We start from the raw sequence: 23,121 nt of genomic DNA, 5'->3' as shown, positions 1-23,121 counted from the left end.
TCGGGCGCGCCTGAAGCTGCGCGCCGAAGCGGAGGCGAACGCGTGGACCAACGGGCCGGAACGCTGTCCATCGAGACGAGCCGCAACCTGCTGCTGCGCCGGCTCGCCCCGCATGACAGAGACCTCCTGCGGCCCCATCTGGAGCCCTGCCTCCTCAAGAGCCGGCAGATCCTGCACCACGCCAAGCTGCCGATGCAGCACGTCTACTTCATCGAATCCGGGCTGGTGTCGGTGGCGGCGCGGGTGAGCCGCGACCGCTGGGTCGAGGTGTGGCTCATCGGGTCGGAGGGCATGACCGGCATTCCGATCGTGCTGGGCGACGACGCCGAGCCGCCGCTGCGCCGCATCGTGCAGGTGGGCGGCACGGCCTTGCGCCTACCGAGCGGGGTGTTGCGGCAGGCCATGGCCGAGAGCGCCTCGCTACGCCGAATGCTGTCGCTCTATGTCCAGGTGGTGCTGCTGCAGACCTCGCAGTCGGGCGCCTGCAACTCGCACCACACCCTCAAGGAGCGCCTCTGCCGCTGGCTGCTGCTGGCCCGCGACGGCCTCAAGGACAACTCTCTGCCGCTCACGCACAGCGTCCTGGCGCGGCTCCTCGGCGTGCGCAGGCCAAGCGTCACCAGCTGCCTCGGCGTGCTGGAGGAGATGGGCTCCATTCGCAACACCCGCGGCATGGTGACCGTCACGAATGCGCAGCGGCTCGAGGAGGCGACGTGCGATTGCCACCGCATCATCACGCGCGAGCAGCGCCGGCTGCTCGCGGGGTAATCCTATGCACGCGCAATCAGGAACTTGCGCTGCAAGTTGGCTAGGCGGCGAGGTGAGCTTGTCACGCGCGCCGTAAGGACCTCTGAGCCTCAATCTATCGTTAAGCATCTTCCGGCCGGCGTAGATGCGCACCCGCCTCGCTGGCGGCTGCGGCCAACCGGCGGGCCGTCTCCGCTGCAGCATCGGCGGTAAGCGCAACGGCCACGCGAGGGCCGGTCACCACAACCTCTCCGTTGTAGATCTCCACGTTCAACGGCGTCCGGTCCGTGTCTAGGTCGCTGGTTTCCATACCCGTCATCGGCGAGGTTCCCTAATTTCCTCGGTTAGCGCGGTCGGAACGTTATGGTTCCCATGGCCGAACGACCGACCGCCCTACTTAGATCCGCTGATGAAACCAAGATAAGCTCACGCTGGTTATCGCCCGGCGATATTCGGATGGGGGCAGGGATGGAGTTCAATCCTCGGAATAAGATCCTGGCCCAGATCGAGCCTGCAACGGCGTTGCGCGCCAGAGGACGGCTAGAAAGGGTCGCCCTGCACGCCCGAACGGTGCTCCAGGAGCCCGGGAATCTCGTCGAGTGGGTCTGGTTCCCCGACGACGCCTTGATCTGCGTGGCGTCCGAGACCGTCGGCGGTGAAAGCGTCAGCGGAGGGATGATCGGCTGGAACGGCGCTTACGGGGCTTTCGAGGCCTGCGGAAGTCGTCAGAGCTTCACCCGCGCCGTCGTGCAGATCTCGGGTCAGGCGTGGAGGATCCGGTCGCAGCACTACCGCGAGATCTTCGAGCAATCCGCCGGCCTGCGGGCCGCGGTTCACAAGCACATGGAAGCCTTGATGGTCGAGGCGCGGCAACTCGTGGCGTGCTCGGCCATCCATCCCGTCGAGAGCCGGATGTGCCGGGTCTTGCTGGACGCCTCCGCCCGCAGCCACGGCGGCGACGAGCTTTCGCTGACCCAGGCGTCCCTGGCCAACATCCTCGGGGTTCAGCGGACCACGATCGCGGTGACCGCTTCCGCGCTGCAACGGCGAGGGATGATCCTCACCGGACGGGGCCGCATGGAGTTGCTCGACCGCCGGCGTATCCAGGAGACCTGCTGCTCCTGCCGGGAGACCATCGCGTTCGCCGAGACGGAGATCTTCAGGTCGCATGCACAGGTGTGCGAGGGCTGAGCCAGGCTCCCGTTCGGGAGCGCCCGGGAATCTGGCGGGAAGGACCGGTCGCCGGGGCGGCGCCGCCAAGGGCTGGCCGGTGACGGTCGGCGGCTATCCCAGGTTCTTGGCCCGGTTAGGGTCGAGCACGTTCAGGCGCATCAAAGCCCCACGGAGCGCCTCGCCGTCGAACGGCTTCTCCAGCACGTTCACGCCTTCCTGCTCCGAGTGGGCGAGGCGGTCGACGTAGCCGCTGGTGAGGACGAGCGGCATGCCGGGCCGGAGAGCGCGGATTTCCGCAGCCAGTTCGTCGCCCTTCATGTCCGGCAGTCCCACGTCGATGATCACCGCGTCCAGATTGGGCAGGCGCTTCAGCTTCGCCAACGCCTCCCCCGCCGTCGAGGCTTCCTCCACGTGAAAGCTATCGGCGAGACTCAGAACCACCGTTGTCCTCACCAGGGGGTCGTCCTCCACCACCAGGATGCGCGCGCGGCCCTGCGGCCCGTCCTCGAGCAGCGCCTTCAGCTTGGTGTCGAGCTCGGCGGGCGTGAACGGCTTCGGGAGCAGGTTGTAGCCTTCCTCGAGCCGGCCATCCTTCACCAACGCGCCTCCCGCATATGCGGAGGTCAGCAGTGTCCTGAGACCGGGCTGCAAGCGGGACGCCACCTCTGCCAGCTTGCGTCCGTTCATGCTCCCGGGCAGCGCCAGGTCGCTGAACAACACGTCGAACTCCTGGCTCTGCATGCGCCGCAGCGCGTCGTCCCCGTCGGGGGCATCGGTCACCTCGTACCCGAGTTCCACAAGCGCTTCGTGGCTGAACTCCCGCACGCCGGCGTCGTCCTCGACCAAGAGCACGCGGGTCACATTCGGCATCGGATTTGAGCTCTCGGGCCTGCGCTCGACGGGGAGCTCATCAGGACCAGTCCAGCGCGGCAAGTAGAGCGTCACGGAGGCGCCCGCCCCAACCGCGCTGTCGATCTCGACCCGGCCGCCGGACTGGGTGACAAAGCCGTAGACTTGGCTCAAGCCCAGTCCGGTTCCCTTCCCGACGCCTTTGGTCGTGAAGAACGGTTCGAAAGCCTGGGCGAGAACCTCGCTGCTCATACCCGCGCCGGTGTCGCGGACCGTGATTGCAACCGCATCCCGAGCCTCACCATCTGCGCCGTTCGACGCCACATTCGAGGTCTCGATCACCAGCCGGCCGGCGCCCTCCATGGCGTCGCGCGCGTTCACCGCAAGGTTCAGCACGGCTGACTCGAGCTGATTGACGTCGGCGATCGTTCTCCAGAGTTCCGGGGCCAGGCGCGTCTCCACCCGCACTCCCTCTCCGAGCGTGCGACGCAAAAGGTCGCTCATCCCGAGCAGCAGCGCGTTGACGTCCACCGCCTTGGGGGTCAGGGGCTGGCGCCGCGAGAACGCCAGGAGCTGCTGGGTAAGGCCCGCGGCGCGCCTCGCGCCTTCCATGGCGTTCTCGGCCGCGCGGCGAACCCTCGGGCCGGACGGGTCGCGGCCGAGTTGGCGTTGCAGGACCTCCAGGTTGCCGATCACCACTGTGAGCAGGTTGTTGAAGTCATGCGCCACCCCGGCCGTGAGGCGCCCAACGGCCTCCATCTTCTGGACTTGCCGCATCTGCTCTTCCAGCTCGCGGCGGGCGGAGACGTCGCGCAGGCTCGCCAGCAGCGCCGGCTCGCCCTCCCAATCGGTGACAACGGCCCGCATCTCCACGTCGACGCGGTCGCCGTCCGGCCGGAGCAGGGAGATATCGGTGGTCTCGCCGACCACCAGCGGCAATCCCAGGTGGGATCCCACCATCTCTTCAGCCGAGCGTCCGAAGAGCTGGCAGGCCGAGGGATTGGCGAGAAGAACCGCGCCCTCGCCTCCGACAACGAGCAAGCCGTCCGCGTTGCGCTCGACCAGAAGCCGAAACTCGGCGGAATCGATCCTGTTGAAGCGGTTCGACATGAAAGCGCGCGCTCAGGACGAGGCGGGACCGGGATCGTCCTGTGCGGGATCCCCGAACACGTTTGGAGCGCTGCTCACCGCGACTCCGAGGTGCATGCCCTGGCCGTCGATCGCGAACTCCCTGATATCCTTGGAGTGCTCGCTGCCACGCATCTTCAGGATCATCAGGCCCCTGTTCATGGCGTGCTGCTGCTGGACGTAGCGCAGCAGGATGATGGAGTCCGTGAGGGTGGAGATGTGCTGCTCGCTCGCGCTCTGCCCCCCGACGAGCGACTTGCTCGTGGCGGTGCACAGGGCGGCTATCTCGTGCTTCTTGATGTAGGACGTCAGGCTGATGAGGAACTCGCGGAAGCCGGATTCGGGCGCGATGCGCTCCAGCGCCGAGAGGCTGTCCACCGCGATGCGGTCAGGCCCGAACTCTTCGATCAGGCCCTGGATCGTCAGCAGGTGGTCCGGCAGGCTCTGTGCTTCCGGATAGAGGCAAACCACCTTCAGGGAGCCCTGCGCCTCCATGGCCTCCAGATCCACGCCCCAACTGCCGGCGTTGCGGAACAGCTGGCCACGGCTCTCCTCGAAGCCCATCAGCAGCGCGCGCTCGCCCGCCTTGACGCCGCCCGCGAGATAGTTGGTCACGAGCAGTGTCTTGCCGGTGCCCGTGGCCCCGCTCACCAGGGTGACGCTGTCGCGAAAGAAGCCGCCGCCGCACATGGCGTCGAGCTCCGCGTTGCCGCTGGTCACCCGCTTGCTGCTGGAATGCTGCTCGAGCCTCAGCGAAGACAGCGGCACGGCCACGATTCCGCGCCCCGCCAGCATGGTGAATGGCGCCTCGCCCTCCACGTGGCGACTGCCGCGCATCTTCAGCACTTCGATCGTGCGGCGCCGCCGCTCGCGCCCCAGCACGTTCCTGAGGATCACCACGCTGTCGGCGACGAACTCCTCGAAGCGATGACGCGTGATCTCGCCGTATTCGCTGTTGCGCTCCGCTGTCATGAGGACCGTGAGGCCGGCCTGCTTGAGAGCGGAGCTGATGCGAAACAGCTCACGTCGCACAAGGGTCTGGTCGGCGATGAAGTGATCGAACAGCTGGGCGAGCGAGTCCAGGACGACCCGCTTGGCGCCGACCGCGTCCACCGCGTGCAGGACGCGCGCCAACAACGCCGAAAGATCGAAGTCGCCGACCACCATCTCGTCGCTGTCGTTCGGGCTCGCGTCGACGAACGCGAGCCGCCCGGCCTCCCGCCAGCCAGCAAGATCCCAGCCGAAGCCTGACAGGTTGGCCTCGATATCGGCGGGCGACTCCTCGAACGTGACGAAGACGCCGGCTTCGTCGTCGTGGGCGATGCCGTGGGCCAGGAACTGCGTGGCGAACACGGTCTTGCCGCTGCCCGGGGTGCCGCCAACCACGGTGGTCCTTCCGCGGGGCAGCCCTCCCATGACCAACTCGTCGAACGCCTCGACGCCGGTCTGAACGCGTTCGAGCGTCGGCGTGATCAATGGTCCCGGGCCGCTCATCGCTTCTCCTCTTCTGACCGGATGGCGAGGAAGCTCAGCACCCTGGCATGGTCACTGAGGTCACCCACGATTCGCCTGGGCGGGTGACGGGTCTCGTCGGAAAGGGTTGGCGTCGCCAGTATGCCCGCGGCTTCGGCGAGTCCCGGCTGTTCGAGGACATCGACGACCTCGATCTCGGCGATGGCGTGCGAGGCGGCCAGCAGCCGCAGACGGTTCTCGCGCGCCCGCTGCGCTGCGGCGTTATGGCCGGCAACGTAGAGCCGAAGTACCCGCCGTGGCCGTTCGACCGAATCGGTCACCGTCACCTCCGCACCCGGCCCAATCGGCTCGAGGGCTGCACCCTTATCCCGTGGACTGGCGAGCGACTGTCCGAAACCCTACACAACCCGAGTGCGAACCGAGCGTTATCCCGCGTCGTCGTTTCGTTCGTCCTACCCGCGCAGGGTGCAGAAAGAAGCCGCGCCATGGACGGAGGCGGGCGGACAGCTAGGGTAGACTTCGCGGACGCCGGTAGGCCACCGGGCCCGCTTCTGGCATGGGGTTCGCATGGCTGAGGAACAATCACGGGTCGGAAAGACGCGCATGTCAGGCTCGAAGGCCCTGGTTGGCGCTCTGGAGCGGCTGGCGCTCGCGCCCGACCTCGACGCCGTTACCGAGATCCTGAGGTCGACGTGCCGCCAAGTCGTGGGCGCCGACGGGATCGCCGTCGTCATGCGAGACGAGGATCGATGCGTCTATCTCGAGGAGGACGCCGTCGGCCCGCTCTGGAAGGGACAAAGCTTCCTCATGGAGGCGTGTGTGAGCGGCTGGGCCATGCTCAACCGGCGCACGGTGGTCATCCCGGACGTCGCCGTCGACGAAAGGGTCCCTCAGGAGTTCTACCGCGGGCGGTTCGTGCGAAGCCTGGCCATAGCGCCCGTCCGTCCGGACGACCCCATTGGAGCACTCGGCGCCTACTGGGCCCGGCCGCGCAAGCCGAGCGCCCGTGAGATCGGCGCACTGGAGACCCTCGCCCGGGCGGCAGGGTTGGCGATCGACAAGCAACGCCTTCTGAACGAACTCTCCCGTGCGCTCACTGAAGCGGCGCTGGCTCGCGACGAATTGCGCCAACGGCTCAGGAACGCCATGGCCGCCCTCGGGGCGCTGGCCACCAGCGAGCTTCCTGCCGAGCACGCCCACCAGCTCAACGCCCGCATCGCCGCGATCGCGCGCGCTCAGGAGCTCCAACAGACATCAGCCGGGAACGTGAACATTGGGGCCTTGGCCGAGGCCGAACTCGGAGCCTACGAGCCCGGCTCGTCCGGCCGAGTCGCGCTTTCAGGGCACCCCATCCTAGTGCCGCCACGGCAGGCGGCGGCAGTCGGCATCATTCTCAATGAACTCGCGGCCGAATCCCTGCAGCGCGGCGCCCTGTCTACACCAGAGGGTCGGCTTCAGCTAGAGTGGGAGGTCGATGGTGATCACATCGTACTGGAGTGGCGAGAGACGACCGGCGGCGGGTCCGTAGCGCCCGATCCGTCCGGCCAAGTGGGTGGCTTCATCGACCGCGTTGTGCAGTCGGAGCTAGGTGGGCGCATCAACCGCACCGTTGCACCTAATGGGTTTACGTGCAGCCTCGAATTTCCCGCCCAATAGCCAGGGGCCGGAAGACATCCCGAGGCACGACGGTTGCTGCTCGCGCGCAAGGCCATCCCCTCCTTTTCGGATCCTAATCAGCGACAAGTCGAGGACAAAGCCACGACAAGGTCACTTGCTCCGGCGCTGACGCGTGCTGCCCCGAAAGCGGCCATCGCTTGAAGAATGTTTTGCACGATCGACTCTGAAGAAGAGGGGAAGGCGGCGGTCGGCCCCGAAGACCAAGTCGCTCTCGACCGGTACTTCGCGCTTGCATGCTTCGAGATCCGGGACGAAACGCTCGAAAAGGTCGATCGCGAGAGCCTGTTGGAAGTCCATCAGCTCGCCTGAGCATTCGTGAGCCCACTGCACGAGCGCATCGAAGTCGCGCTCCCCCTTTTCCCTGATCAGCCCGAACACGCCGACTTCCTCCCCGATCATGTAATTTGAATTTCCAACCAGGTCGTGGAGAACAATCCTGAAAACGTGCTCGGGCGGGAAGCGTTCGACGTGACGGCCGACGCCCGCTCGCGAATAGTGATTGGTCATCTCATGCCGCAGCCGCACCGCCAGGTCATGCAGGTCGCCGCGCCGGTACTTTTCAAGAATTTGCGCGACCCGCGCCTTAATCAGTTGGTCCTCTGCCCGGTTCAACTTATCCCCGTAGCTGACGAGGGACTTGAGGAACTCGACACACTGCGAAGACAAGTTCCTGGCCAAGCTGATATATACCTGTGATGTAATCAGCTTTATCAACGAAGATGTTGCCTCCGAGCGCGCCTGAAGCAGCATTCGCCAGGTCGCGCCGATGTCATTCGCGGCTAGACAGGAGGCGAGGAACATCTCCCGGTGGTGTTTTGGTATTGCGTCGAGTTGACGCCGCGTGATCGCGATCTCTGTGAAGACGAACGGGACGAACGCTTTGTGCATTTGCGGCACTCGGTAGTAACCTGAGCACATTCATACAACCAGATGCTGATCCGCAAGTGTGAGCATCAGTCCAGCGCGATAATGGTCCCTTGGTCGGCCTCGATCACTACCCGCAGCGGCTGCCGCAGCTCGATCAGCCGAGCTTGTAGGAGCGACGCCGAGAGGTCGTCTGGCACCACGGCCCACGTGTCAGTGCTTCCCGGATGGTTGTCGCCCTCGTGGAACTCGATCCGCCCAGCCGCGCCAAGTCCACTGAGCTTCGACCCTAAGTCGAGGCGGGAGAGCAAATTCGCCGCCCTGGCCGCCGGGCACCACAACGAGCCTTCCACCATGGGCCAGCAGACGTCGGAAACGGGGGCTTCCAGTTCCTCTACTTCCATGGCACGACGGTTCATCGCAGTTGTCAGTTCGACAGGGTCGTCCACGTTCACGCCTTCTAGCTTGAGGATCTCGCGCCAGGTCGGGCGGTAGTTCAGGCTGGCTTGGTACTCGGGCCCGAGCGTAACGTACCCCCCGTCATAAATGTGCAAGTCTTGGCTCGCGGCAGGAGGCTCCAGCAGCAGGGGCCGCCCCGCGTCCTCGATCTTGCGGGCAAGGTCGCGAACCGACGGCACTCCGAATGCAGCCAGCGCAAGCTGGGCGAGAAATCTGCGGCGGGTGAACGGCATGCTGCTCCTCCAGTGGAGGACGCGGCCCGAGTGTTTGCCCTGGGGGCCGCATCCTGCTTACGCAGAACCACCGTGTCCGGGCGGGATCGGCTGGCGACGGCGGGGCCGTCTTCCTGATGCTGAGCTAGAGGTGGGAAGTCGCGCGCGATCTACAAGCAGCAGGTCGAGCTAGCGAAGGTAATTCGGACACTTCGCCTTGAGCCAGGCGAGCGACGATCCGGAGCGATAAAGGCTGTCCTTGCGTTTGCAGACCAGCCCCTCCAGGCCGAGTTCGCACGCGTGGCGGAACAGGTCCGGCCCTTGTTCGTCCAGGGCGTCCACGAGCGCGACACCGTCGGTGCGCGCCGCCAGCAGCCTGGCCAGTTCGTGGCGGCGCTCGACGAGCGGTAGGAGCCCCAGGTCGCGCCCATCCAACTCAAGCAGGTCGAAGGCCATCAGGACGGCGTGGAGGCCCGCCTGCTTCGACCGCTGCGCGTGGAAGTCATCCCGCCCATCCGGACGTTGGATCACCGCTTCGCCGTCCAAAATGCAGGAGGCGCAGCGAAGCCCTTGCAGCCCCTCTGCGATACGTGGCAGGCGCTCATACCAGGACAGGCCGTTGCGGCTCCACAGGTGCACGTTGCCTTCGCGCCAGTGGGCCTGCATGCGGTAGCCGTCGTGCTTCACTTGGTAGAGCCAGCCGCGCCCCGTCGGGATCACCTGAGACGGCGTGGCCAGCATGGGCGGGATGAACCCCTCGGGGGTCCTGCGATCACGGGCCAGGGGACGCGGGCGGAACGGCATTCAGCCCTCACGCCGAGCGTGCCGGATCGGCTCCATCAATCGGGTATTCAGGATTGCTGGCTAACTGTCCTCCGACGAGGCGGCCCCTTTGATCGCTCCAGCGATCGCGGCAATGGTGGGCGCCTATCGTTCCTCTCCAGCCCCCGTGCAGGAGCACTTCTATTTCGTGCTGAAGCACGCCGCCCGAGACCTGGAGCGTTTCGTCGTTCCGCGCGTCTCCCGGGCCGCCCAGGCTCAAGCCGATGAAGACGGCATCGGGGCCCTGCGCCATTACCACTGGCTTGACCAGACCGGGGCCATGAAGGATCCCGAGCGCGCGATCTACCACTGGGAGCACGTCGTCCCGGCAGCGGATATCGTCAAAGCGCTTCTGGCCCTGGAGGCGCCCACTGTTGCCCAGATCGCCGAAATCTTGAAAACCGCCCAGATCGCCTGGATCCTGAAGCATGAGGATCGGAAGCTCGTTCCGAGCAACCGGCCGGATCCCGAGGCAATCTATCGAGCCGCCGGAATAGAGCTTATGCCCTAGTGGCTGTGGAGAACGGGGATGCGCGGAAACTGATCTGGCGCATGCCCGAGGTCTCCGTATGTTCTCTCGATGTTCCCCGATATGACCATCGCCGGCCTGGAGCGAGACGGCCTTTCCCACGCCGAATACGAGTGCTGCGGCGTGCGCGTCGTGGTGCCTTGGCGCATGCTGGACGCCGCGCCGGAGGAGACCTTCCACGAGGTGGCAGAGCGGCTCGTCTGCAGGCGCTGCGGCGAGCCTCCGAACCCGGGCGGCATTCGGCCGTGGGGTCAATGGATGTGCGACGGCTGGGTGGACACCTTCCGATGACTGCCAAGTACGCAAACGAACTGTTGGTAGCGGCCCTCGCTAGCACCGCAACGCGTCAAATGAGACCTTGAACCGAGCCGGGCGCGTGAAGCTCCCCACGAGCGGAGCTTGCACGGACTTTTTTTTTGTTTGGCTCGATCGCCCCGGTATAAGTGCTGCCTGGGTCTGTGTACGTGATCCCCCCAGCCAGGCCTTCCCTGGAGCCGCTTGTCGCTCGGGCTAATGGAAGCCATCGAGACAATCTCAGAGGCGGAGTTCCGCCGCCGCTTCGAAGGCTGGGGGCCCTGCCGCCTTTCCCCGGCGCCCACAGGCAAGCGAGCAAGCCCTAGGACCCGCCCAGCCCCCGGTCTAAACGGGATCGGCGCGGTCGCTCGGCCATGGGCGGCCCGAAGCCTGTCGGTGAGAGCAACTGCTCGAAATCCATCCGATGCGGGTTCCTCGCGGAACTCCTCCCGCGCTAGCGGGCCTCAGGGGTCGGGATCGGCGCGGAGCCACCTTGACCGCGATGGAGTTCGGGCCGTCCCGGCGGAAGTGGGGCCGGAAGTGGGGCCCGCCTCATCCCGGGCGACTAACAAATTGAAAACTAATAGAAATTGGCGGAGAGGGGGAGATTCGAACTCCCGATAGGGTTGCCCCTATGCCGCATTTCGAGTGCGGTGCATTCAACCACTCTGCCACCTCTCCGCAGACTGAGGCGCGGCCGCGGGGGGCTGCGCCGCGGGGCGGGCGCCCCGGTGGTTGGCGGGGCCAATAGCATGGGCTTCGTGGATCCACAAGCGCCAGGGACGGGGAAAGCAGTCGGTCACGACACGCGCGAGCGTGCGATGGCGGCTTCGCGTGCGCCGTTTCCCTTGACTTGCCCCCGCCCCCCTTTTATGGAAGCCGCTTCGCGCGCGGGCCGAAGGGTCGGCGCGCGGCTTCGTGCTGGCGCCTACCCGGAAGCCTGCGCGGGATCCACGCCGGATCGCAACTGCCAAAAAGACGGCCGTTCGCCCCTGGGGCGGGCAGAGCCGGACGAACACGAGGACAAACAGATGTTCGCAGTCATCAAGACCGGCGGCAAGCAGTACAAGGTTGCCGCCAACGACGTCATCACCATCGAGAAGCTCCCCACGCAGGCGGGCGAGATCGTCGCATTCGACCAGGTTCTGATGGTCGGCGACGAGGTCGGCGCCCCCGTCGTGGCGGGCGCCTCTGTGGCGGGCGAGGTGGTCGAGCAGACCCGCGGCCCGAAGACGATCTCGTTCAAGAAGCGCCGCCGCCAGAACTCGAAGCGCAAGCGCGGGCACCGTCAGGAACTGACGGTCGTGCGGATCACTGAGATCCTCACCGGCGGCGCGAAGCCGTCCGCGAAGGCCGCCGAGGGCGAGGCCAAGCCAAAGCGCGCTCCCCGGGCCAAGAAGGCCGAGGGCGACGCCGCCGAGGCGGCCCAGGCCTGATGCGAACGCCCTCCCCGGAGGGCTCGCGCGCAACGGATGAGACGGTCGGGCCCGCAGGGCCTGACGCAGCGGAATTTTTCGGGTATAAGGCCCGCAACGGTTACGGAGCACCATCATGGCTCACAAGAAAGCAGGCGGTTCCTCGCGCAACGGGCGCGATTCGGCTGGCCGCCGCCTTGGCGTGAAGAAGTTCGGCGGGGAGCGCGTGATTCCCGGCAACATCATCGTGCGTCAGCGCGGGACGAAGATGCATCCCGGCGCCAATGTCGGCATCGGCAAAGACCATACGCTTTTTGCGACGGCCGCCGGCGTGGTCGAGTTCCACGCCAAAGCCAACGACCGAACCTTTGTGGTCGTACGAGCCCAAGAGGCTGCTGAATAACGGCGCAGGTCAGGACGAAGGACCTCCGCCGGCTCCCACGAGACCCGGCGGACCCCAAGTCGCGATAAGCGAGCCAAGTCCGAGAGAGCCAGGAGAAATCCTGGGAATCGACCGGGGAAGTGGGAAACCGCTTCCCCTTCGTCGTATCCGGGTCACGATTCACCGTGACTCTCCCTCGGACCGGAGGCTCGGTCATGTTCCCAGAGATCACCCGCGACGACGTTTTCAGGCTCGAAACGCGCCGCCTGTGGCTGCGCTGGCCACGGGCGAACGATGCGCAAGCCGTAGCCCGAATCGCCGCCCGCAAAGAGGTGGCGGACATGACGGCCAATATCCCGCATCCCTACCCCGCCGGCGCTGCCGACGCCTGGATCCTGGACGCGCGCACGCGCAACGCGGCCGGGTCGCAGCTCACGCTGCTCGCCACGCTGAACCGTGGCTACCGTGAGCCGGTCGGCTTCGTCTCGGTGAAGTGGGAGCCCGACGACACGGTCGTGCTCGGCTACGCCTTCGCGGTGGAGCACTGGAGCAAGGGCTACGCCACGGAGGCGGTCCAGCCGGTGGTGGACACCGTCTTCAGCCTGACGAAGACAGAGGCCGTCACCGCCCAGGTCCGCGTGATCAACCCGGGCTCCCAGCGCGTGCTGCGCAAGGCCGGCTTCTCCTACGAGAGCTCCGGGCTGGTGGAGATGAAGGCCCGCGGCGGCCTGTTCCCGGTGGACCGGTTCCGGCTCGATCGGAAGGTTTGGCGCAGCCTGAAGGGCTGGGGCGAGCCGCGTTTCCAGCGGGGCGAACCTGAGCCGAGCTTCGGACTCGAGCCCGCTGGCTGCGTCTGAGCCATGACCGATGCCCCCGGCTCGCCGGGGGCGCTTCGCCGCAGCGACTAGGGCGACGGATCGTGGTCCGGGACGCGGACTGAGCCGTAGGCTTCCCGGGGGAGTGACTGCCCGGAGGCTTCATGGTTGCCCGTTTCTGTCTAGCTGGCTTGGCGCTGGCCGTTTCCGTCCAGGGGTCTTCTGCTGCGGCCGTGCAGGTCCGCCCGTACCCATCGAAGCTGGTGCTGGAGGATTTTTTTCGCGGCCCGCTGCGGGCGGAAGGCGTCTTCTTCAACACGCGCGACGGTTCGCGGCGAGGCATCGAAGTAGCCATGCGCGGCCGCTGGGATGGGCGGACGCTGACGCTGCGCGAAGACTTTGTCTATTCCGACGGGGAGCGCGACCGCAAGACGTGGCGGTTCACCAAGACGGGAGACGGCGTTTATGTCGGGACCCGCGAGGATGTGATCGGAACGGCTGATGTCCGCCAGGACGGCGACGCCGTGAAACTCTCCTATACGGCGCGGGTGAGGACGGCCGCCGGCTCGAGCTACGACATCCGCTTTGCAGACCTGCTCCGCAAGACGGGACCACGCGCGGTGATCAATACGGCCGACCTGTCCTGGCTGTTCTTCCCCGTGGGCAAGGCCGAATTGCGCATACGTCGCGCGCGCTGAGAGCTACGAGAACGACTGCGGCCCCGGCATGCAGGCCGGGGCCGCGATCCTCCCCACCGATACGCAGTTACATGGTGAGGCGGATGGACGTGATGTCGCTGGCGATCTTCTTGAAGACGCCGTCGAGCTGGCTTGCCGACGTGACATCGAAATACTTAGAGGAGTCGCTCGCGCAGCTCTTCAGCAGCGTGGCGTTGCCATTGATCACACGCACCGTGTAGAGGGTGATCCCGTTGCTGGACTTCTTCACCTCGTCGCACGCCGTCTTGGTGCGCTGGTCCATCTGGTAGACGGTGTCGCCGAAGCGGTTCTGCGTGTTGTCGCCGTCCGTCAGCAGGATCATGAACTTCTCCACGTCCGCGCTGCCAAACGCCGCCCCGCCGGTGAGCGGCGCCCCGGGCGACAGGGCCGCCAGCCCCCAGGCGAGCCCGATGGTGATGTTGGTGTTGCCCACCGCGTTCATGGAGTCGATCGCAGTGCGCATGGCTGCGAAATCCGTCGAGAGCGGCTTCACCAGGGCGAGCGCGGTGCCCCACTGGCAGGACTTCACGGCGGGGTACTTGGCGAGCGGGTTGTCGTTGGTGTCATAGCCGCTGTTGCGGTCGGCGATGCAGCCGTCCCAGGCCGACTTGTTCACCCCGAAGGTGGAGAAATCGAGCCAGGTCTCGTTCTTCCACGCGGTATCGACGTGCACCTGCGTGTTGAATGGCACCAGCGCGATCTTGACCTGATCCGGCTCCTTCGCGACGCCCTCGAGCGTCGTGACCAGGTTCTTGGCCGCCTTCTTCAACTCGGTGATCTTGTTGGAACTCGCCATTGAGCCCGTGTTGTCGAGCACCAGGGCGACCTCGATCTTGCGCACGCCCCAGGCGGCCTGGCCGGAGGCGGCGATGTCCATCTGGGCCTTGCCGGCCATGCGCATGAAGGTGGTCGGGTAGGCGCCGCGCACGTCCACGACGACCTTTTTGTCGGCCGTCTTGGTGATCGCGAGCGCCGTGCGCACGAAGCCCTGCGAGACGCGGTTCGCGCCGGCGTCCGTCCACGCAGCCGCGAGCGCGCCCTCGAAGTAGCTGGCGCCCTTGGTCTGCAGGTCCGCGTCGCTGAGGTCGCCCGCCTGGCGCGCCATGGCGAGCGCCGTGGCGTCCGCGGCGGCCTGAATGCGGGCCCGCATGGCCGTGGCGCGGTCGTAGTCGACCGCCGACCCCACGGCGAGCAGCATCGGCAGGGTGGCGACGGCGAAGATGGGGGCGACGGCGCCACGGGTTTCGGAAGCGAAGCGTTTCAGAATGGACATCGCAGCGGCCTCACGGGGATGCTGCAACTCCAGATTTCAAATTCGAGGCCACAGGTTGCGTGTCCGAGAAGTGCGTCAACCTGGATCACAACCCTAGCTTGCAGCATCCCGCGTGGTCAGGCTTTCAGCAGGAGCCTTCCCCTTGTCCCGAAACAGGACGCCTGCACCGAGGTGGGTACGGTTGCGGATTGCCTTGGCGCGTGGGGGCCTTTATGCGAAGGGCGAAACGCGGACGGGCCTGCCCGGGCCCGGCGCCGCTTGCCGCCGACCCCTGACCGAGAGAGGGCGACCGTGATCCCCAACAGCGTCAAGATCACCCCCGAACTCGTGGCCGAGCATGGCCTGAAGCCCGACGAGTACGAGCGCATCCTGAAGCTGATCGGCCGCGAGCCGACCATCACGGAGCTCGGCATCTTCTCGGCCATGTGGAACGAGCACTGCTCCTACAAGTCGTCGCGCCTCCATCTGAAGACGCTGCCCACCAAGGCCCCGTGGGTGATCCAGGGACCGGGAGAGAACGCCGGGGTCATCGACATCGGCGATGGGTTGGCCTGCGTGTTCAAGATGGAGAGCCACAACCACCCAAGCTACATCGAGCCCTACCAGGGCGCGACCACCGGCGTGGGCGGCATCCTGCGCGACGTCTTCACCATGGGCGCCCGGCCCATTGCCTGCCTTAACGCGCTGCGCTTCGGCGACCCGTCGCATCCCAAGACCCGCCACCTGGTGGCGGGCGTGGTGGCTGGCATCGCCGGCTACGGCAACTCCTTCGGCGTGCCCACGGTGGGCGGCCAGATGGGCTTCCACACCCGCTACGACGGCAACATCCTGGTCAACGCCATGGCGGTCGGCATCGCCAAGGCGGACGAGATCTTCTACGCCGCCGCCACCGGGGTGGGGAATCCGATCGTCTATCTCGGCTCCAAGACCGGCCGCGACGGCATCCATGGCGCGACGATGGCCTCGGCCGAATTCGACGACAAGTCGGAGGAGAAGCGCCCCACCGTGCAGGTCGGCGACCCCTTCGCCGAGAAGCTGCTGCTGGAGGCCTGCCTGGAGCTCATGCAGACGGGCTCGGTCATCGCCATCCAGGACATGGGCGCGGCCGGCCTCACCTGCTCGGCCGTCGAGATGGGCGCCAAGGGCGACCTGGGCGTCGAGCTGGACCTGGACGAGGTGCCCTGCCGCGAACCCGGCATGTCGGCCTACGAGATGATGCTCTCCGAGAGCCAGGAGCGCATGCTCATGGTGCTCGACCCCGCCAAGGAGGAGCAGGCCAAGGCCATCTTCGTGAAGTGGGGGCTGGACTTCGCGGTGATCGGCAAGACCACCGACACGCTCCGCTTCGTCGTGAAGCACGGCGGCGAGGTGATGGCCGATCTCCCCATCAAGGAGTTGGGCGACGAGGCCCCGGTCTACGACCGGCCCCACATCGCCAACACCTACCAGCCGACGGTCGCGGCCGAGAGCGTCTCGGCCCCCATGTCGAACGCGGACGCGCTTCTGAAGCTGGTCGGATCGCCGGACCTCTGCTCCAAGCGCTGGGTCTGGGAGCAGTACGACCACCTGATCGGCGGCAACACCGTGCAGCAGCCTGGCGGCGACGCCGCGGTTGTGCGCGTGCTGGACGGACCCAAGGGCCTGGCCCTCACCTCGGACGTCACGCCGCGCTATTGCGAGGCCGATCCGGTCGAAGGCGGAAAGCAGGCCGTCGCGGAAGCCTGGCGCAACATCACGGCCGTGGGCGGCCAGCCGCTCGCCATCACGGACAACCTGAACTTCGGCAATCCCGAGCGGCCGGACGCCATGGGCCAGTTCGTCGGCTGCATCCGCGGCATCGGCGAGGCCTGCAAGGCGCTCGACTTCCCGGTCGTGTCCGGCAACGTGTCGCTCTACAACGAGACCAACGGCCGTGGCATCCTGCCGACCCCCACGATCGGCGGCGTCGGCCTGCTGGACGACGTCACCGTCAACGCCTCAGTCGGCTTCAAGGCCGCCGGCGAGGCCATCCTGCTGGTGGGCGAGACCGCCGGCTGGATTGGCCAGTCCGTGTGGCTGCGCGATGTGGCCGGCCGCGAGGAAGGCGCGCCTCCCCCGGTGGACCTCGCCGCCGAGAAACGCAACGGCGATTTCGTCCGCGGCCTGATCCGCAACTGGGGCGTCCGCACCGTTCACGACCTCTCCGACGGTGGCCTCGCCGTGGCCTTGGCCGAGATGGCGATGGCCAAGGGCGTGGGCGCCACTGTCGACGCCCTTCCGGCCGGACCGGCCCACGCCGTCCTCTTCGGTGAGGATCAGGCGCGCTACCTGCTGGCCGTGAAGCCCGACCAGGCCGACGCGGTGCTGGCCCAGGCGAAGGCGGCTGGCGTCCCCGTCCAGCGCATCGGCGTGACGGGCGGCGACGCGTTGATTCTGCCGGGCGAGAAGCCCATATCGGTCCAGGCCTTGCGGTCGGCGCACGAGTCGTGGCTGCCGAACTACATGGCGGGCCACCCCACCACGGCCGAAGCGGCCTGACGGAGACATCCCCCATGGCCATGGACGCGCGCGAGATTGAGCGCCTCATCAAGGAAGCCCTGCCGGACGCCAAGGTCGAGATCCGCGACCTCGCCGGCGACGGCGACCACTACGCCGCCACGGTGGTGTCTTCCGCCTTCAAGGGGAAGACGCGGGTGCAGCAGCACCAGCTGGTCTACGGGGCCCTCAAGGGCAACATGGGCGGCGTGCTGCACGCGCTTGCGCTGACCACGTCAGCGCCGCAAGAGTAAGGACCTACGACCGTCATTGCGAGCGAAGCGAAGCAATCCGGACCCTCCGCGCTGCGCCTCTGGATTGCTTCGTCGCTCCGCTCCTCGCAAAGGACGATCACAAATCCGCAACGGCGCGCCTTGACCGCGCACGAGGAAGGACCGGACCATGAGCATCCAGGACACCATCAAGAACGAGGTCACCTCCAACGACGTCGTCCTCTTCATGAAGGGCACGCCCCAGTTCCCCATGTGCGGGTTCTCGGGCCAGGTCGTGCAGATTCTCGACTACATCGGCGTGCCGTATAAGGGCGTCAACGTCCTGGAGGACGAGGCCATCCGCCAGGGCATCAAGGACTACGCCAACTGGCCGACGATTCCGCAGCTCTACGTGAAGGGCGAGTTCATCGGCGGCTGCGACATCGTCCGCGAGATGTTCCAGTCCGGCGAGCTCCAGTCGCACCTCGCCGCCAACGGCATCCCGGTGAAGCAGGGCGCCGGCGCCTGAACAGGTTCCGAGCGCATTCCACGCTCGGCTGCGTTTGGATGCTGCGTCGTCCCCGGCGCCCGCGCAACGGGCCGGGGATGACGAGCGATCTGTCGACTCGTAGGCGCTGTCAAAATGAAAAGGCCGGCTGAAGAGCCGGCCTTTCTTGTCCTAGATCCCGCGGTTCGGCTACTGCGCGGTGGCGGCGCTCGCCACCACTGCGGGCGCCAGCGCCGCCTGGTGCTGCGGCTTCTGGGCAGGCTCGCTCGCCTTCGCCTGGCGGCGGGGCGGCAGCGGAACCTTGGCGGGCTGCGGAGCAGCCGGCTCGTCGGCGACCGGCGCGGCCGCGGGCTCATCCGAGCCGCCGAGCCAGCGCTTGTAGAAGGGTTTCGCCTCGGACGAGGCCGAGGCGGCCTCCACCGGCGCGTCCTGCTTGCTCTCCCGGGACTTGCCGAACAGCGACCCCAGCGCGCTGAACGCGCCGGTCGGCTCCGGGGCCGGCGCCAGCGCCGTCACGTTGGCCGGCACGGGTTGTGCTGCGGCGACCACCGGCGCGGCCTTGCCCGGCTTGCCCTTGGCCTGGACGGCCGCAACGACCGCCGGCTCCTGCTTCGCCGGTTCCGCCTTGGCGACCGCGACCGGAGCGACCTTGCGGTTGCCGCGCTCGTCCACGGCGTATTCCTCGACCGCGTCCAGCGCCTCGGGCCGGCTGATGTCTCCGAGGAAGGCCATCTTGGCCGGAGTCATGGTCGCACCCGCGTAGCGATCGTCACCGCCCGTCGCCATGGCGTATTGCCCACGACGGAAGCTCATGTGCTGCCCGCCGTCCGCGTACTGCACCCGCACGGCCGGCGTGCCCTTCTGGACGAGCTCCGCGACCTTTTCCTCGTCCTGCCGCTCCTTGGCGGCCACGGCCTGGGCGATCTCGGGATCCGCCTTCAGCGCCGGGCACGGCGCCGTGGGGTCGACGCGGCTGGTCCCGTCCGCGTCGAACACGTACTTGCCGCCGCAATACCCGACCTTCGGTTCGAGCTTCGTGACCTCGAAGTGGTCGGAGCCTTCCTTCAGGTTCTTCCAGAAGGACATGTTCGGGTCGTGCCGGAACTTGGCGAGGTTCTCGGCCGTCATCCGGAACGGGTAGGACTGGAACTGAACCGCCTTCTGGCCGCCGTTGAAGGCTTCGCGCATCACGGCGTAGATCTCTTCGATCTGATCGTTCGTCATGGCGAAGCAGCCGCGCGACGAGCACGTGCCGTGCACCATGATGTCGCCGCCGTTGCGGCCCATGGCCCGCTCCATCGGGTTCGGGTACCCGACGTTGAACGACAGCCAATAGGCCGAGTTCGGGTTCATCTGCGCCGTCGTGACGGTGTAGAAGCCTTCCGGAACCTGCCGGTCGCCCTCGCGTTTCTTCGGACCGAGCTGCCCCGACCAGCGGCAGACTGGATAGGTCTTGATGTGCTCGTACTTGCCCGAGGCGGTCTGCTTCCAGACCTCGATCTCGGATTCCTTCTTGTAGGCGCGGATCAGGACCGGCGAACTGCGCGTGGCGCCCTTGGCCGTCATCAGGGCCAAGGTGTCGGATGGGATCGGCGCGAAGGCGCGGGCCGGATATTTCGATGCCTCGTTGCAGCCCGTCAGGGCTGCGATGACGACGGAGGCGTATGCCAATCGGGCGAGCGGAATACGGGACAGCATCATCGACATCAGGCAACCCTCGAGATCGTCGTTGCGACCCCTGTGCTCGATTAAAACCGTCAACCTTTACGGATCCTTACGGGCGGGCGCCGCTCCCCGCCTGCATGGTGAACCGAGTCTTTACAGCCTGGCGTCTGCGCGCCTCGGCTAAAGCTTCCGCCCGATGGCGAGAAACTTCTCTGCACGTTTCGCACGAATCTCGTCGCGCGAAAAGCCCGCCCACTGCGCCAAAGCCGCCTCGATCGCGGAGCCCGCGGCTTCCACGGCCTGCTCGGGAGCGCGATGGGCGCCGCCGCTCGGCTCGGGCACGATCCCGTCGATGATGCCGAACTTGAGCAGGTCCTGGGCGGTGATCTTCATGTTGGTGGCGGCGTCCTGCGCCCGGGCGGAGTCGCGCCACAGGATGGAGGCGGACGCCTCCGGCGAAGCCACCGTGTAGATGGCGTGCTCCATCATGAGCACCGTGTTGCAGCTCGCGATGGCGACGGCGCCGCCCGAACCGCCCTCGCCGATGACGAGGGCGACGTTGGGCGATCCCAGCGACAGGCAGGCGTCGGTCGAGCGCGCGATGGCCTCGGCCTGTCCGCGCTCCTCGGCGCCGATGCCCGGATAGGCCCCGGCCGTGTCCACGAAGCTGAGCACCGGGATCTCGAAGCGGTCCGCCAGCTCCATCAGGCGCGCCGCCTTGCGGTAGCCCTCCGGCATGGCCATGCCGAAATTGTGCTTCAGGCGGGTCTCGGTGTCCGAGCCCTTCTCCTGCCCGAGCACGCAGACCGAATGTCCCCGGAAACGCCCGAACCCGCCGATGATGGCCTCGTCCTCGCCGAAGGCGCGGTCGCCGGCCAGCGGCGTGAAATCCTCGATCAGGGCGGCCAGGTAATCCACGAAGTGCGGCCGCAGCGGGTGCCGCGCCACCATGGTCTTCTGCCACGGCGTAAGGGCCCCGTAGAGCTCCTTCAGCTGCGCGGCGGCCTTGGCCTCGAGCTGTTCGATCTCCTTGGCCAACGCCGGAGAGCCGCTGCTCTCCGCGACCCCACGCAGCTCGTCGGCCTTGGCCTCGAGTTCCGCCACGGGCTTTTCGAAGTCGAGATAGCTACGCATGGCTTGGATGGCGGGCGCCTTCGCTGGAGGCGGCGCAAAGCCGCCGGCTGAAATGGGCCCGCGCTAGGAGCCGCAGGGCGGCCGGATAAGTGGCCTCTTGCGCCGGCTTAGTCAAGCGAAGCCATGAATCCGCAGCCTGCCGCCCCATGCGGCGCACGCCGCGCGGGCACGAGCACGGGCCTCAGCTGGGTGGCCACGCGCCGGGCCGGCCGGATGGCGACAGGACGGTAAAGCGTCTTGGTGGCCTCGATGATGTGCACCCCCGCGAAGGGCAGCGACAGCGTCGTGCCCACCCGCTCCCACGCCACCGCGGATCGCAGGAACGTCCGGCGCGGGATCGGCGGCACATAGAGGGCCTCGGCCCAATGGACCGGCGAGAACAACGCCTCCCGCAGCACGGATGTGAGCTGCCCGCGTGAAAACGGCTGCCCGTGGCCGAACGGCGTGGTGTCCATGCGGGCCCAGAGGCCTCTTCTATTCGGGGCGACGATGATGAGCCGCCCGCCGGGAGTCAGGATGCGCCACATCTCTGAGAGGAGCTCTCGCGGGCTCTCCCCGGTCTCCAGCGCGTGGACCACCAGAACGCGATCCATGCTGGCGTCCGGGAGGGGCATCATGTCGAGGTCGCCCAGCGCCGTGGCGGAGAGCCCCCCGGAGGGCCAGTTCACCACGCCCTGAGCCGCAGGCATCACGGCGATGGCGCGCTCCGCCTCGCCCGAGAACAGGTCGAGATAAGGGGTGGCGTATCCCACCCCCAGCACCGCCAGGCTCGTGACGTTGCTCCACCGCGCCCGGATGGCGCGCCCGAGCAGGCGCCGGGCCACCGCGCCGAGCGGTCCGGAGTAAAACGTGCGCAGGTCGACGACGTCGAGGCTCATGCGGTGGGCTTGATGCGCGTTGCGGCGGGAGCCGCCATGAAGCAGAACGCCATTGCCCAGCGCAAGGCGCCACCCGAGAATAGGGTCAACGCCGTTTCATCCGGCCGGCCTCGCGCCGGTCCTTGCGAAGGTTCACGCCATGCCAGCCGAAGTCCGCCAGTTCATCGTCTCCTCTGACAACTTCGCCGTGCTCCTGCACGATCCGGAGACGGGCGCCACGGCCTCCATCGACGCTTGCGAGGACGCCCCGATCCTCAAGGTGCTGGACGAGACTGGCTGGAAGCTCACCCACATCCTGGTGACTCACCACCATGGCGACCACGTCGCCGGCATCCCGGGCCTGAAGAAGCGCACCGGCGCGCGCGTCATCGGACCGGCGCGCGACGAGGGCCGGATCCCCGGCATGGACCGCGGCCTCAACGAAGGCGACACCGTGATAGTGGGCAACATGGCCGCGACCGTGATCGACACGCCCGGGCACACCGCCAATCACATCGCCTTTCACTTCGGCGGCGAGAAGATCCTGTTCGCCGGCGACACGCTCTTCTCACTGGGATGTGGCCGGCTCTTCGAGGGCACGCCTGCCCAGATGTGGAGCTCGTTGCAGAAGCTCGCCGCCCTGCCGGACGACACGCGCGTCTATTGCGGCCACGAGTACACCCAGTCGAACGCCCGCTTCGCGCTGACGGTGGACCCCGACAATGCGGCGTTGCAGGCCCGCGCGGCCGAGGTGGAGCAGCTTCGCGCCGCCGGCTCCTACACCCTGCCCACCACGATTGGACGCGAGAAGGCCACCAACCCCTTCCTGCGCGCCGGCGATCCGGCGGTCGCGGCGGCGGTCGGCATGGCGGGCCGCCCGGCGCTCGACGTGTTCACCGAGCTGCGCGAGCGCAAGAACAGGGCCTGAGGAGCCGTCATGCCCGAGGCTCTCTCGCCGGACCTGAGCGCCGCCGAGGTCGTGCGCCTGCTCGATCTCGCACCCCATCCGGAAGGCGGCTACTACCGCGAGACCTACAGGGACGAGCGAGCGGACGCGAATGGCCGGTCCGTGTCCACCGCCATCTACTTCCTGCTCGGCGCAGGCGATGTTTCCGAGTGGCATCGCGTCGACGCCGCCGAGGTCTGGCACTGGTACGCCGGAGCGCCTCTCGTGATCACCATGTCGCCGAACTGCCATGACGCCGAAGCGCGCCATCTCGGCCCTCACCTCCGCTCCGGCCAGCGACCGCAACTCGTCGTGCCGGCGGGCTGGTGGCAAACCGCCGTGAGCCTGGGCGCCTGGACGCTGGTCGGCTGCACGGTGGCGCCCGGTTTTCAATTCTCCGGCTTCGAAATGGCGCCCGCGAACTGGCGCCCGACCCCGCGCTGAGCGGGGCAGA

General features: G+C 67.2%; 24 protein-coding genes and 1 tRNA gene. 14 read left to right on the top strand and 11 right to left on the bottom strand.

Annotation, left to right across the window (positions count from 1 at the left end; all coding sequences use genetic code 11):
• Window positions 1–42: 42 nt before the first annotated feature.
• A complete protein-coding gene (locus SLNSH_RS06100) occupies window positions 43–768 on the top strand; it encodes a Crp/Fnr family transcriptional regulator (protein ID WP_106335786.1) in 726 nt (241 codons plus the stop codon).
• Window positions 769–1,215: 447 nt separating this feature from the next.
• Entirely contained in the window at window positions 1,216–1,938 is a 723-nt protein-coding gene (locus SLNSH_RS06090; protein WP_158266694.1) for a Crp/Fnr family transcriptional regulator, read from the top strand.
• Window positions 1,939–2,031: 93 nt separating this feature from the next.
• On the opposite strand, the gene SLNSH_RS06085 is transcribed toward SLNSH_RS06090, so the two are convergent.
• Genes SLNSH_RS06085 through SLNSH_RS06075 form a run of 3 tightly spaced genes read right to left on the bottom strand, consistent with a single transcriptional unit; the run spans window position 2,032 to window position 5,690 of the window.
• On the bottom strand, window positions 2,032–3,879 hold the full coding sequence (locus SLNSH_RS06085) for a response regulator (protein ID WP_106335783.1): 1,848 nt from the start codon (window positions 3,877–3,879) through the stop codon (window positions 2,032–2,034).
• Window positions 3,880–3,891: 12 nt separating this feature from the next.
• The gene (gene kaiC, locus SLNSH_RS06080) at window positions 3,892–5,391 is read right to left on the bottom strand and encodes a circadian clock protein KaiC (protein WP_106335782.1); all 1,500 of its coding nucleotides are present in this window, start codon (window positions 5,389–5,391) and stop codon (window positions 3,892–3,894) included.
• A complete protein-coding gene (locus tag SLNSH_RS06075) occupies window positions 5,388–5,690 on the bottom strand; it encodes a circadian clock KaiB family protein (RefSeq protein ID WP_106335781.1) in 303 nt (100 codons plus the stop codon). The genes kaiC and SLNSH_RS06075 overlap by 4 nt, the downstream gene beginning before the upstream one ends.
• 283 nt (window positions 5,691–5,973) lie before the next feature.
• Between SLNSH_RS06075 and SLNSH_RS06070 the strand changes: the two genes are divergently transcribed.
• Window positions 5,974–7,026, top strand: coding sequence for a GAF domain-containing protein (locus SLNSH_RS06070; protein ID WP_158266693.1), 1,053 nt, complete (start codon window positions 5,974–5,976; stop codon window positions 7,024–7,026).
• 111 nt (window positions 7,027–7,137) lie between these two features.
• Here the strand turns inward: SLNSH_RS06070 and SLNSH_RS06065 are convergent, their stop codons facing one another.
• The 3 genes from SLNSH_RS06065 to SLNSH_RS06055 all read right to left on the bottom strand — a co-directional run bounded on the left by SLNSH_RS06065 (window position 7,138) and on the right by SLNSH_RS06055 (window position 9,323).
• Complete coding sequence (locus SLNSH_RS06065) at window positions 7,138–7,935, bottom strand: hypothetical protein (RefSeq protein ID WP_106335779.1); 798 nt, start codon at window positions 7,933–7,935, stop codon at window positions 7,138–7,140.
• A gap of 65 nt (window positions 7,936–8,000) precedes the next feature.
• The gene (locus tag SLNSH_RS06060) at window positions 8,001–8,603 is read right to left on the bottom strand and encodes a hypothetical protein (protein ID WP_106335778.1); all 603 of its coding nucleotides are present in this window, start codon (window positions 8,601–8,603) and stop codon (window positions 8,001–8,003) included.
• A gap of 168 nt (window positions 8,604–8,771) precedes the next feature.
• Window positions 8,772–9,323, bottom strand: coding sequence for an ATP-dependent DNA ligase (locus SLNSH_RS06055; RefSeq protein ID WP_158266692.1), 552 nt, complete (start codon window positions 9,321–9,323; stop codon window positions 8,772–8,774).
• Between the two features lie 175 nt (window positions 9,324–9,498).
• On the opposite strand from SLNSH_RS06055, the gene SLNSH_RS06050 reads away from it, so the two are divergent.
• Complete coding sequence (locus SLNSH_RS06050; protein ID WP_106335776.1) at window positions 9,499–9,915, top strand: hypothetical protein; 417 nt, start codon at window positions 9,499–9,501, stop codon at window positions 9,913–9,915.
• A 69-nt stretch (window positions 9,916–9,984) separates the two neighbouring features.
• Window positions 9,985–10,224 carry a hypothetical protein gene (locus SLNSH_RS06045; protein ID WP_158266691.1) on the top strand — a complete coding sequence of 80 codons (240 nt, stop codon included), beginning with the start codon at window positions 9,985–9,987 and terminating at the stop codon, window positions 10,222–10,224.
• A 594-nt stretch (window positions 10,225–10,818) separates the two neighbouring features.
• Here the strand turns inward: SLNSH_RS06045 and SLNSH_RS06040 are convergent.
• Window positions 10,819–10,908 (bottom strand) — tRNA-Ser (locus SLNSH_RS06040).
• A gap of 350 nt (window positions 10,909–11,258) precedes the next feature.
• On the opposite strand from SLNSH_RS06040, the gene rplU reads away from it, so the two are divergent.
• From rplU to SLNSH_RS06020, 4 genes are all read left to right on the top strand, one after another.
• Window positions 11,259–11,663: a 50S ribosomal protein L21 gene (rplU, locus tag SLNSH_RS06035; protein WP_106335774.1), complete on the top strand. Its 405-nt coding sequence runs from the start codon at window positions 11,259–11,261 to the stop codon at window positions 11,661–11,663.
• A 115-nt stretch (window positions 11,664–11,778) separates the two neighbouring features.
• Window positions 11,779–12,045: a 50S ribosomal protein L27 gene (rpmA, locus tag SLNSH_RS06030; protein ID WP_106335773.1), complete on the top strand. Its 267-nt coding sequence runs from the start codon at window positions 11,779–11,781 to the stop codon at window positions 12,043–12,045.
• A gap of 194 nt (window positions 12,046–12,239) precedes the next feature.
• Window positions 12,240–12,881: a GNAT family N-acetyltransferase gene (locus SLNSH_RS06025; RefSeq protein ID WP_106335772.1), complete on the top strand. Its 642-nt coding sequence runs from the start codon at window positions 12,240–12,242 to the stop codon at window positions 12,879–12,881.
• Window positions 12,882–13,003: 122 nt separating this feature from the next.
• A complete protein-coding gene (locus SLNSH_RS06020) occupies window positions 13,004–13,537 on the top strand; it encodes a DUF3833 family protein (RefSeq protein ID WP_106335771.1) in 534 nt (177 codons plus the stop codon).
• A gap of 67 nt (window positions 13,538–13,604) precedes the next feature.
• On the opposite strand, the gene SLNSH_RS06015 is transcribed toward SLNSH_RS06020, so the two are convergent.
• On the bottom strand, window positions 13,605–14,831 hold the full coding sequence (locus tag SLNSH_RS06015; RefSeq protein ID WP_106335770.1) for a vWA domain-containing protein: 1,227 nt from the start codon (window positions 14,829–14,831) through the stop codon (window positions 13,605–13,607).
• Between the two features lie 291 nt (window positions 14,832–15,122).
• Here SLNSH_RS06015 and purL point away from each other — a divergent pair, with 291 nt between their 5' ends.
• The 3 genes from purL (at window position 15,123) to grxD (ending at window position 18,086) form a co-directional block, all read left to right on the top strand.
• Window positions 15,123–17,348 (top strand): phosphoribosylformylglycinamidine synthase subunit PurL, encoded by a 2,226-nt coding sequence (gene purL, locus SLNSH_RS06010; RefSeq protein WP_196240217.1) that lies wholly within the window; start codon window positions 15,123–15,125, stop codon window positions 17,346–17,348.
• 14 nt (window positions 17,349–17,362) lie between these two features.
• Entirely contained in the window at window positions 17,363–17,599 is a 237-nt protein-coding gene (locus tag SLNSH_RS06005) for a BolA family protein (protein WP_106335769.1), read from the top strand.
• A gap of 148 nt (window positions 17,600–17,747) precedes the next feature.
• Window positions 17,748–18,086, top strand: a complete 339-nt coding sequence (grxD, locus tag SLNSH_RS06000; RefSeq protein ID WP_106335768.1) for a Grx4 family monothiol glutaredoxin — start codon at window positions 17,748–17,750, stop codon at window positions 18,084–18,086.
• Window positions 18,087–18,254: 168 nt separating this feature from the next.
• On the opposite strand, the gene SLNSH_RS25555 is transcribed toward grxD, so the two are convergent.
• The 3 genes from SLNSH_RS25555 to SLNSH_RS05985 form a co-directional block, all read right to left on the bottom strand.
• Window positions 18,255–19,826, bottom strand: a complete 1,572-nt coding sequence (locus SLNSH_RS25555) for a L,D-transpeptidase family protein (protein ID WP_280954457.1) — start codon at window positions 19,824–19,826, stop codon at window positions 18,255–18,257.
• 84 nt (window positions 19,827–19,910) lie between these two features.
• Complete coding sequence (locus SLNSH_RS05990) at window positions 19,911–20,864, bottom strand: acetyl-CoA carboxylase carboxyltransferase subunit alpha (RefSeq protein ID WP_196240216.1); 954 nt, start codon at window positions 20,862–20,864, stop codon at window positions 19,911–19,913.
• Window positions 20,865–20,971: 107 nt separating this feature from the next.
• Complete coding sequence (locus SLNSH_RS05985; RefSeq protein ID WP_106335766.1) at window positions 20,972–21,742, bottom strand: class I SAM-dependent methyltransferase; 771 nt, start codon at window positions 21,740–21,742, stop codon at window positions 20,972–20,974.
• Between the two features lie 139 nt (window positions 21,743–21,881).
• On the opposite strand from SLNSH_RS05985, the gene gloB reads away from it, so the two are divergent.
• Window positions 21,882–22,649 (top strand): hydroxyacylglutathione hydrolase, encoded by a 768-nt coding sequence (gene gloB, locus SLNSH_RS05980; protein ID WP_106335765.1) that lies wholly within the window; start codon window positions 21,882–21,884, stop codon window positions 22,647–22,649.
• A gap of 9 nt (window positions 22,650–22,658) precedes the next feature.
• Window positions 22,659–23,111, top strand: a complete 453-nt coding sequence (locus SLNSH_RS05975; protein ID WP_106335764.1) for a cupin domain-containing protein — start codon at window positions 22,659–22,661, stop codon at window positions 23,109–23,111.
• The last annotated feature ends 10 nt before the right edge of the window (window positions 23,112–23,121 follow it).

Origin of the sequence: Alsobacter soli (genome assembly GCF_003004785.1) — a bacterium.
In the GTDB taxonomy this organism is placed as follows: domain Bacteria; phylum Pseudomonadota; class Alphaproteobacteria; order Rhizobiales; family Beijerinckiaceae; genus Alsobacter; species Alsobacter soli.
The sequence above is the reverse complement of the archived record's forward strand: the minus strand, read 5'-3'. Positions and strand labels throughout refer to the sequence as shown.

Bases quoted from the DNA above. Each gene is read 5' to 3' on its own strand.
- SLNSH_RS06090 (WP_158266694.1), top strand. From the start codon at position 1,216: ATGGAGTTCAATCCTCGGAATAAGATCCTGGCCCAGATCGAGCCTGCA.
- SLNSH_RS06085 (WP_106335783.1), bottom strand. From the start codon at position 3,879: ATGTCGAACCGCTTCAACAGGATCGATTCCGCCGAGTTTCGGCTTCTG.
- kaiC (WP_106335782.1), bottom strand. From the start codon at position 5,391: ATGAGCGGCCCGGGACCATTGATCACGCCGACGCTCGAACGCGTTCAG.
- SLNSH_RS06070 (WP_158266693.1), top strand. From the start codon at position 5,974: ATGTCAGGCTCGAAGGCCCTGGTTGGCGCTCTGGAGCGGCTGGCGCTC.
- SLNSH_RS06065 (WP_106335779.1), bottom strand. From the start codon at position 7,935: ATGCACAAAGCGTTCGTCCCGTTCGTCTTCACAGAGATCGCGATCACG.
- SLNSH_RS06060 (WP_106335778.1), bottom strand. From the start codon at position 8,603: ATGCCGTTCACCCGCCGCAGATTTCTCGCCCAGCTTGCGCTGGCTGCA.
- SLNSH_RS06055 (WP_158266692.1), bottom strand. From the start codon at position 9,323: ATGCTGGCCACGCCGTCTCAGGTGATCCCGACGGGGCGCGGCTGGCTC.
- SLNSH_RS06050 (WP_106335776.1), top strand. From the start codon at position 9,499: ATGGTGGGCGCCTATCGTTCCTCTCCAGCCCCCGTGCAGGAGCACTTC.
- SLNSH_RS06045 (WP_158266691.1), top strand. From the start codon at position 9,985: ATGTTCCCCGATATGACCATCGCCGGCCTGGAGCGAGACGGCCTTTCC.
- rplU (WP_106335774.1), top strand. From the start codon at position 11,259: ATGTTCGCAGTCATCAAGACCGGCGGCAAGCAGTACAAGGTTGCCGCC.
- rpmA (WP_106335773.1), top strand. From the start codon at position 11,779: ATGGCTCACAAGAAAGCAGGCGGTTCCTCGCGCAACGGGCGCGATTCG.
- SLNSH_RS06025 (WP_106335772.1), top strand. From the start codon at position 12,240: ATGTTCCCAGAGATCACCCGCGACGACGTTTTCAGGCTCGAAACGCGC.
- SLNSH_RS06020 (WP_106335771.1), top strand. From the start codon at position 13,004: ATGGTTGCCCGTTTCTGTCTAGCTGGCTTGGCGCTGGCCGTTTCCGTC.
- SLNSH_RS06015 (WP_106335770.1), bottom strand. From the start codon at position 14,831: ATGTCCATTCTGAAACGCTTCGCTTCCGAAACCCGTGGCGCCGTCGCC.
- SLNSH_RS06005 (WP_106335769.1), top strand. From the start codon at position 17,363: ATGGCCATGGACGCGCGCGAGATTGAGCGCCTCATCAAGGAAGCCCTG.
- grxD (WP_106335768.1), top strand. From the start codon at position 17,748: ATGAGCATCCAGGACACCATCAAGAACGAGGTCACCTCCAACGACGTC.
- SLNSH_RS05990 (WP_196240216.1), bottom strand. From the start codon at position 20,864: ATGCGTAGCTATCTCGACTTCGAAAAGCCCGTGGCGGAACTCGAGGCC.
- SLNSH_RS05985 (WP_106335766.1), bottom strand. From the start codon at position 21,742: ATGAGCCTCGACGTCGTCGACCTGCGCACGTTTTACTCCGGACCGCTC.
- gloB (WP_106335765.1), top strand. From the start codon at position 21,882: ATGCCAGCCGAAGTCCGCCAGTTCATCGTCTCCTCTGACAACTTCGCC.
- SLNSH_RS05975 (WP_106335764.1), top strand. From the start codon at position 22,659: ATGCCCGAGGCTCTCTCGCCGGACCTGAGCGCCGCCGAGGTCGTGCGC.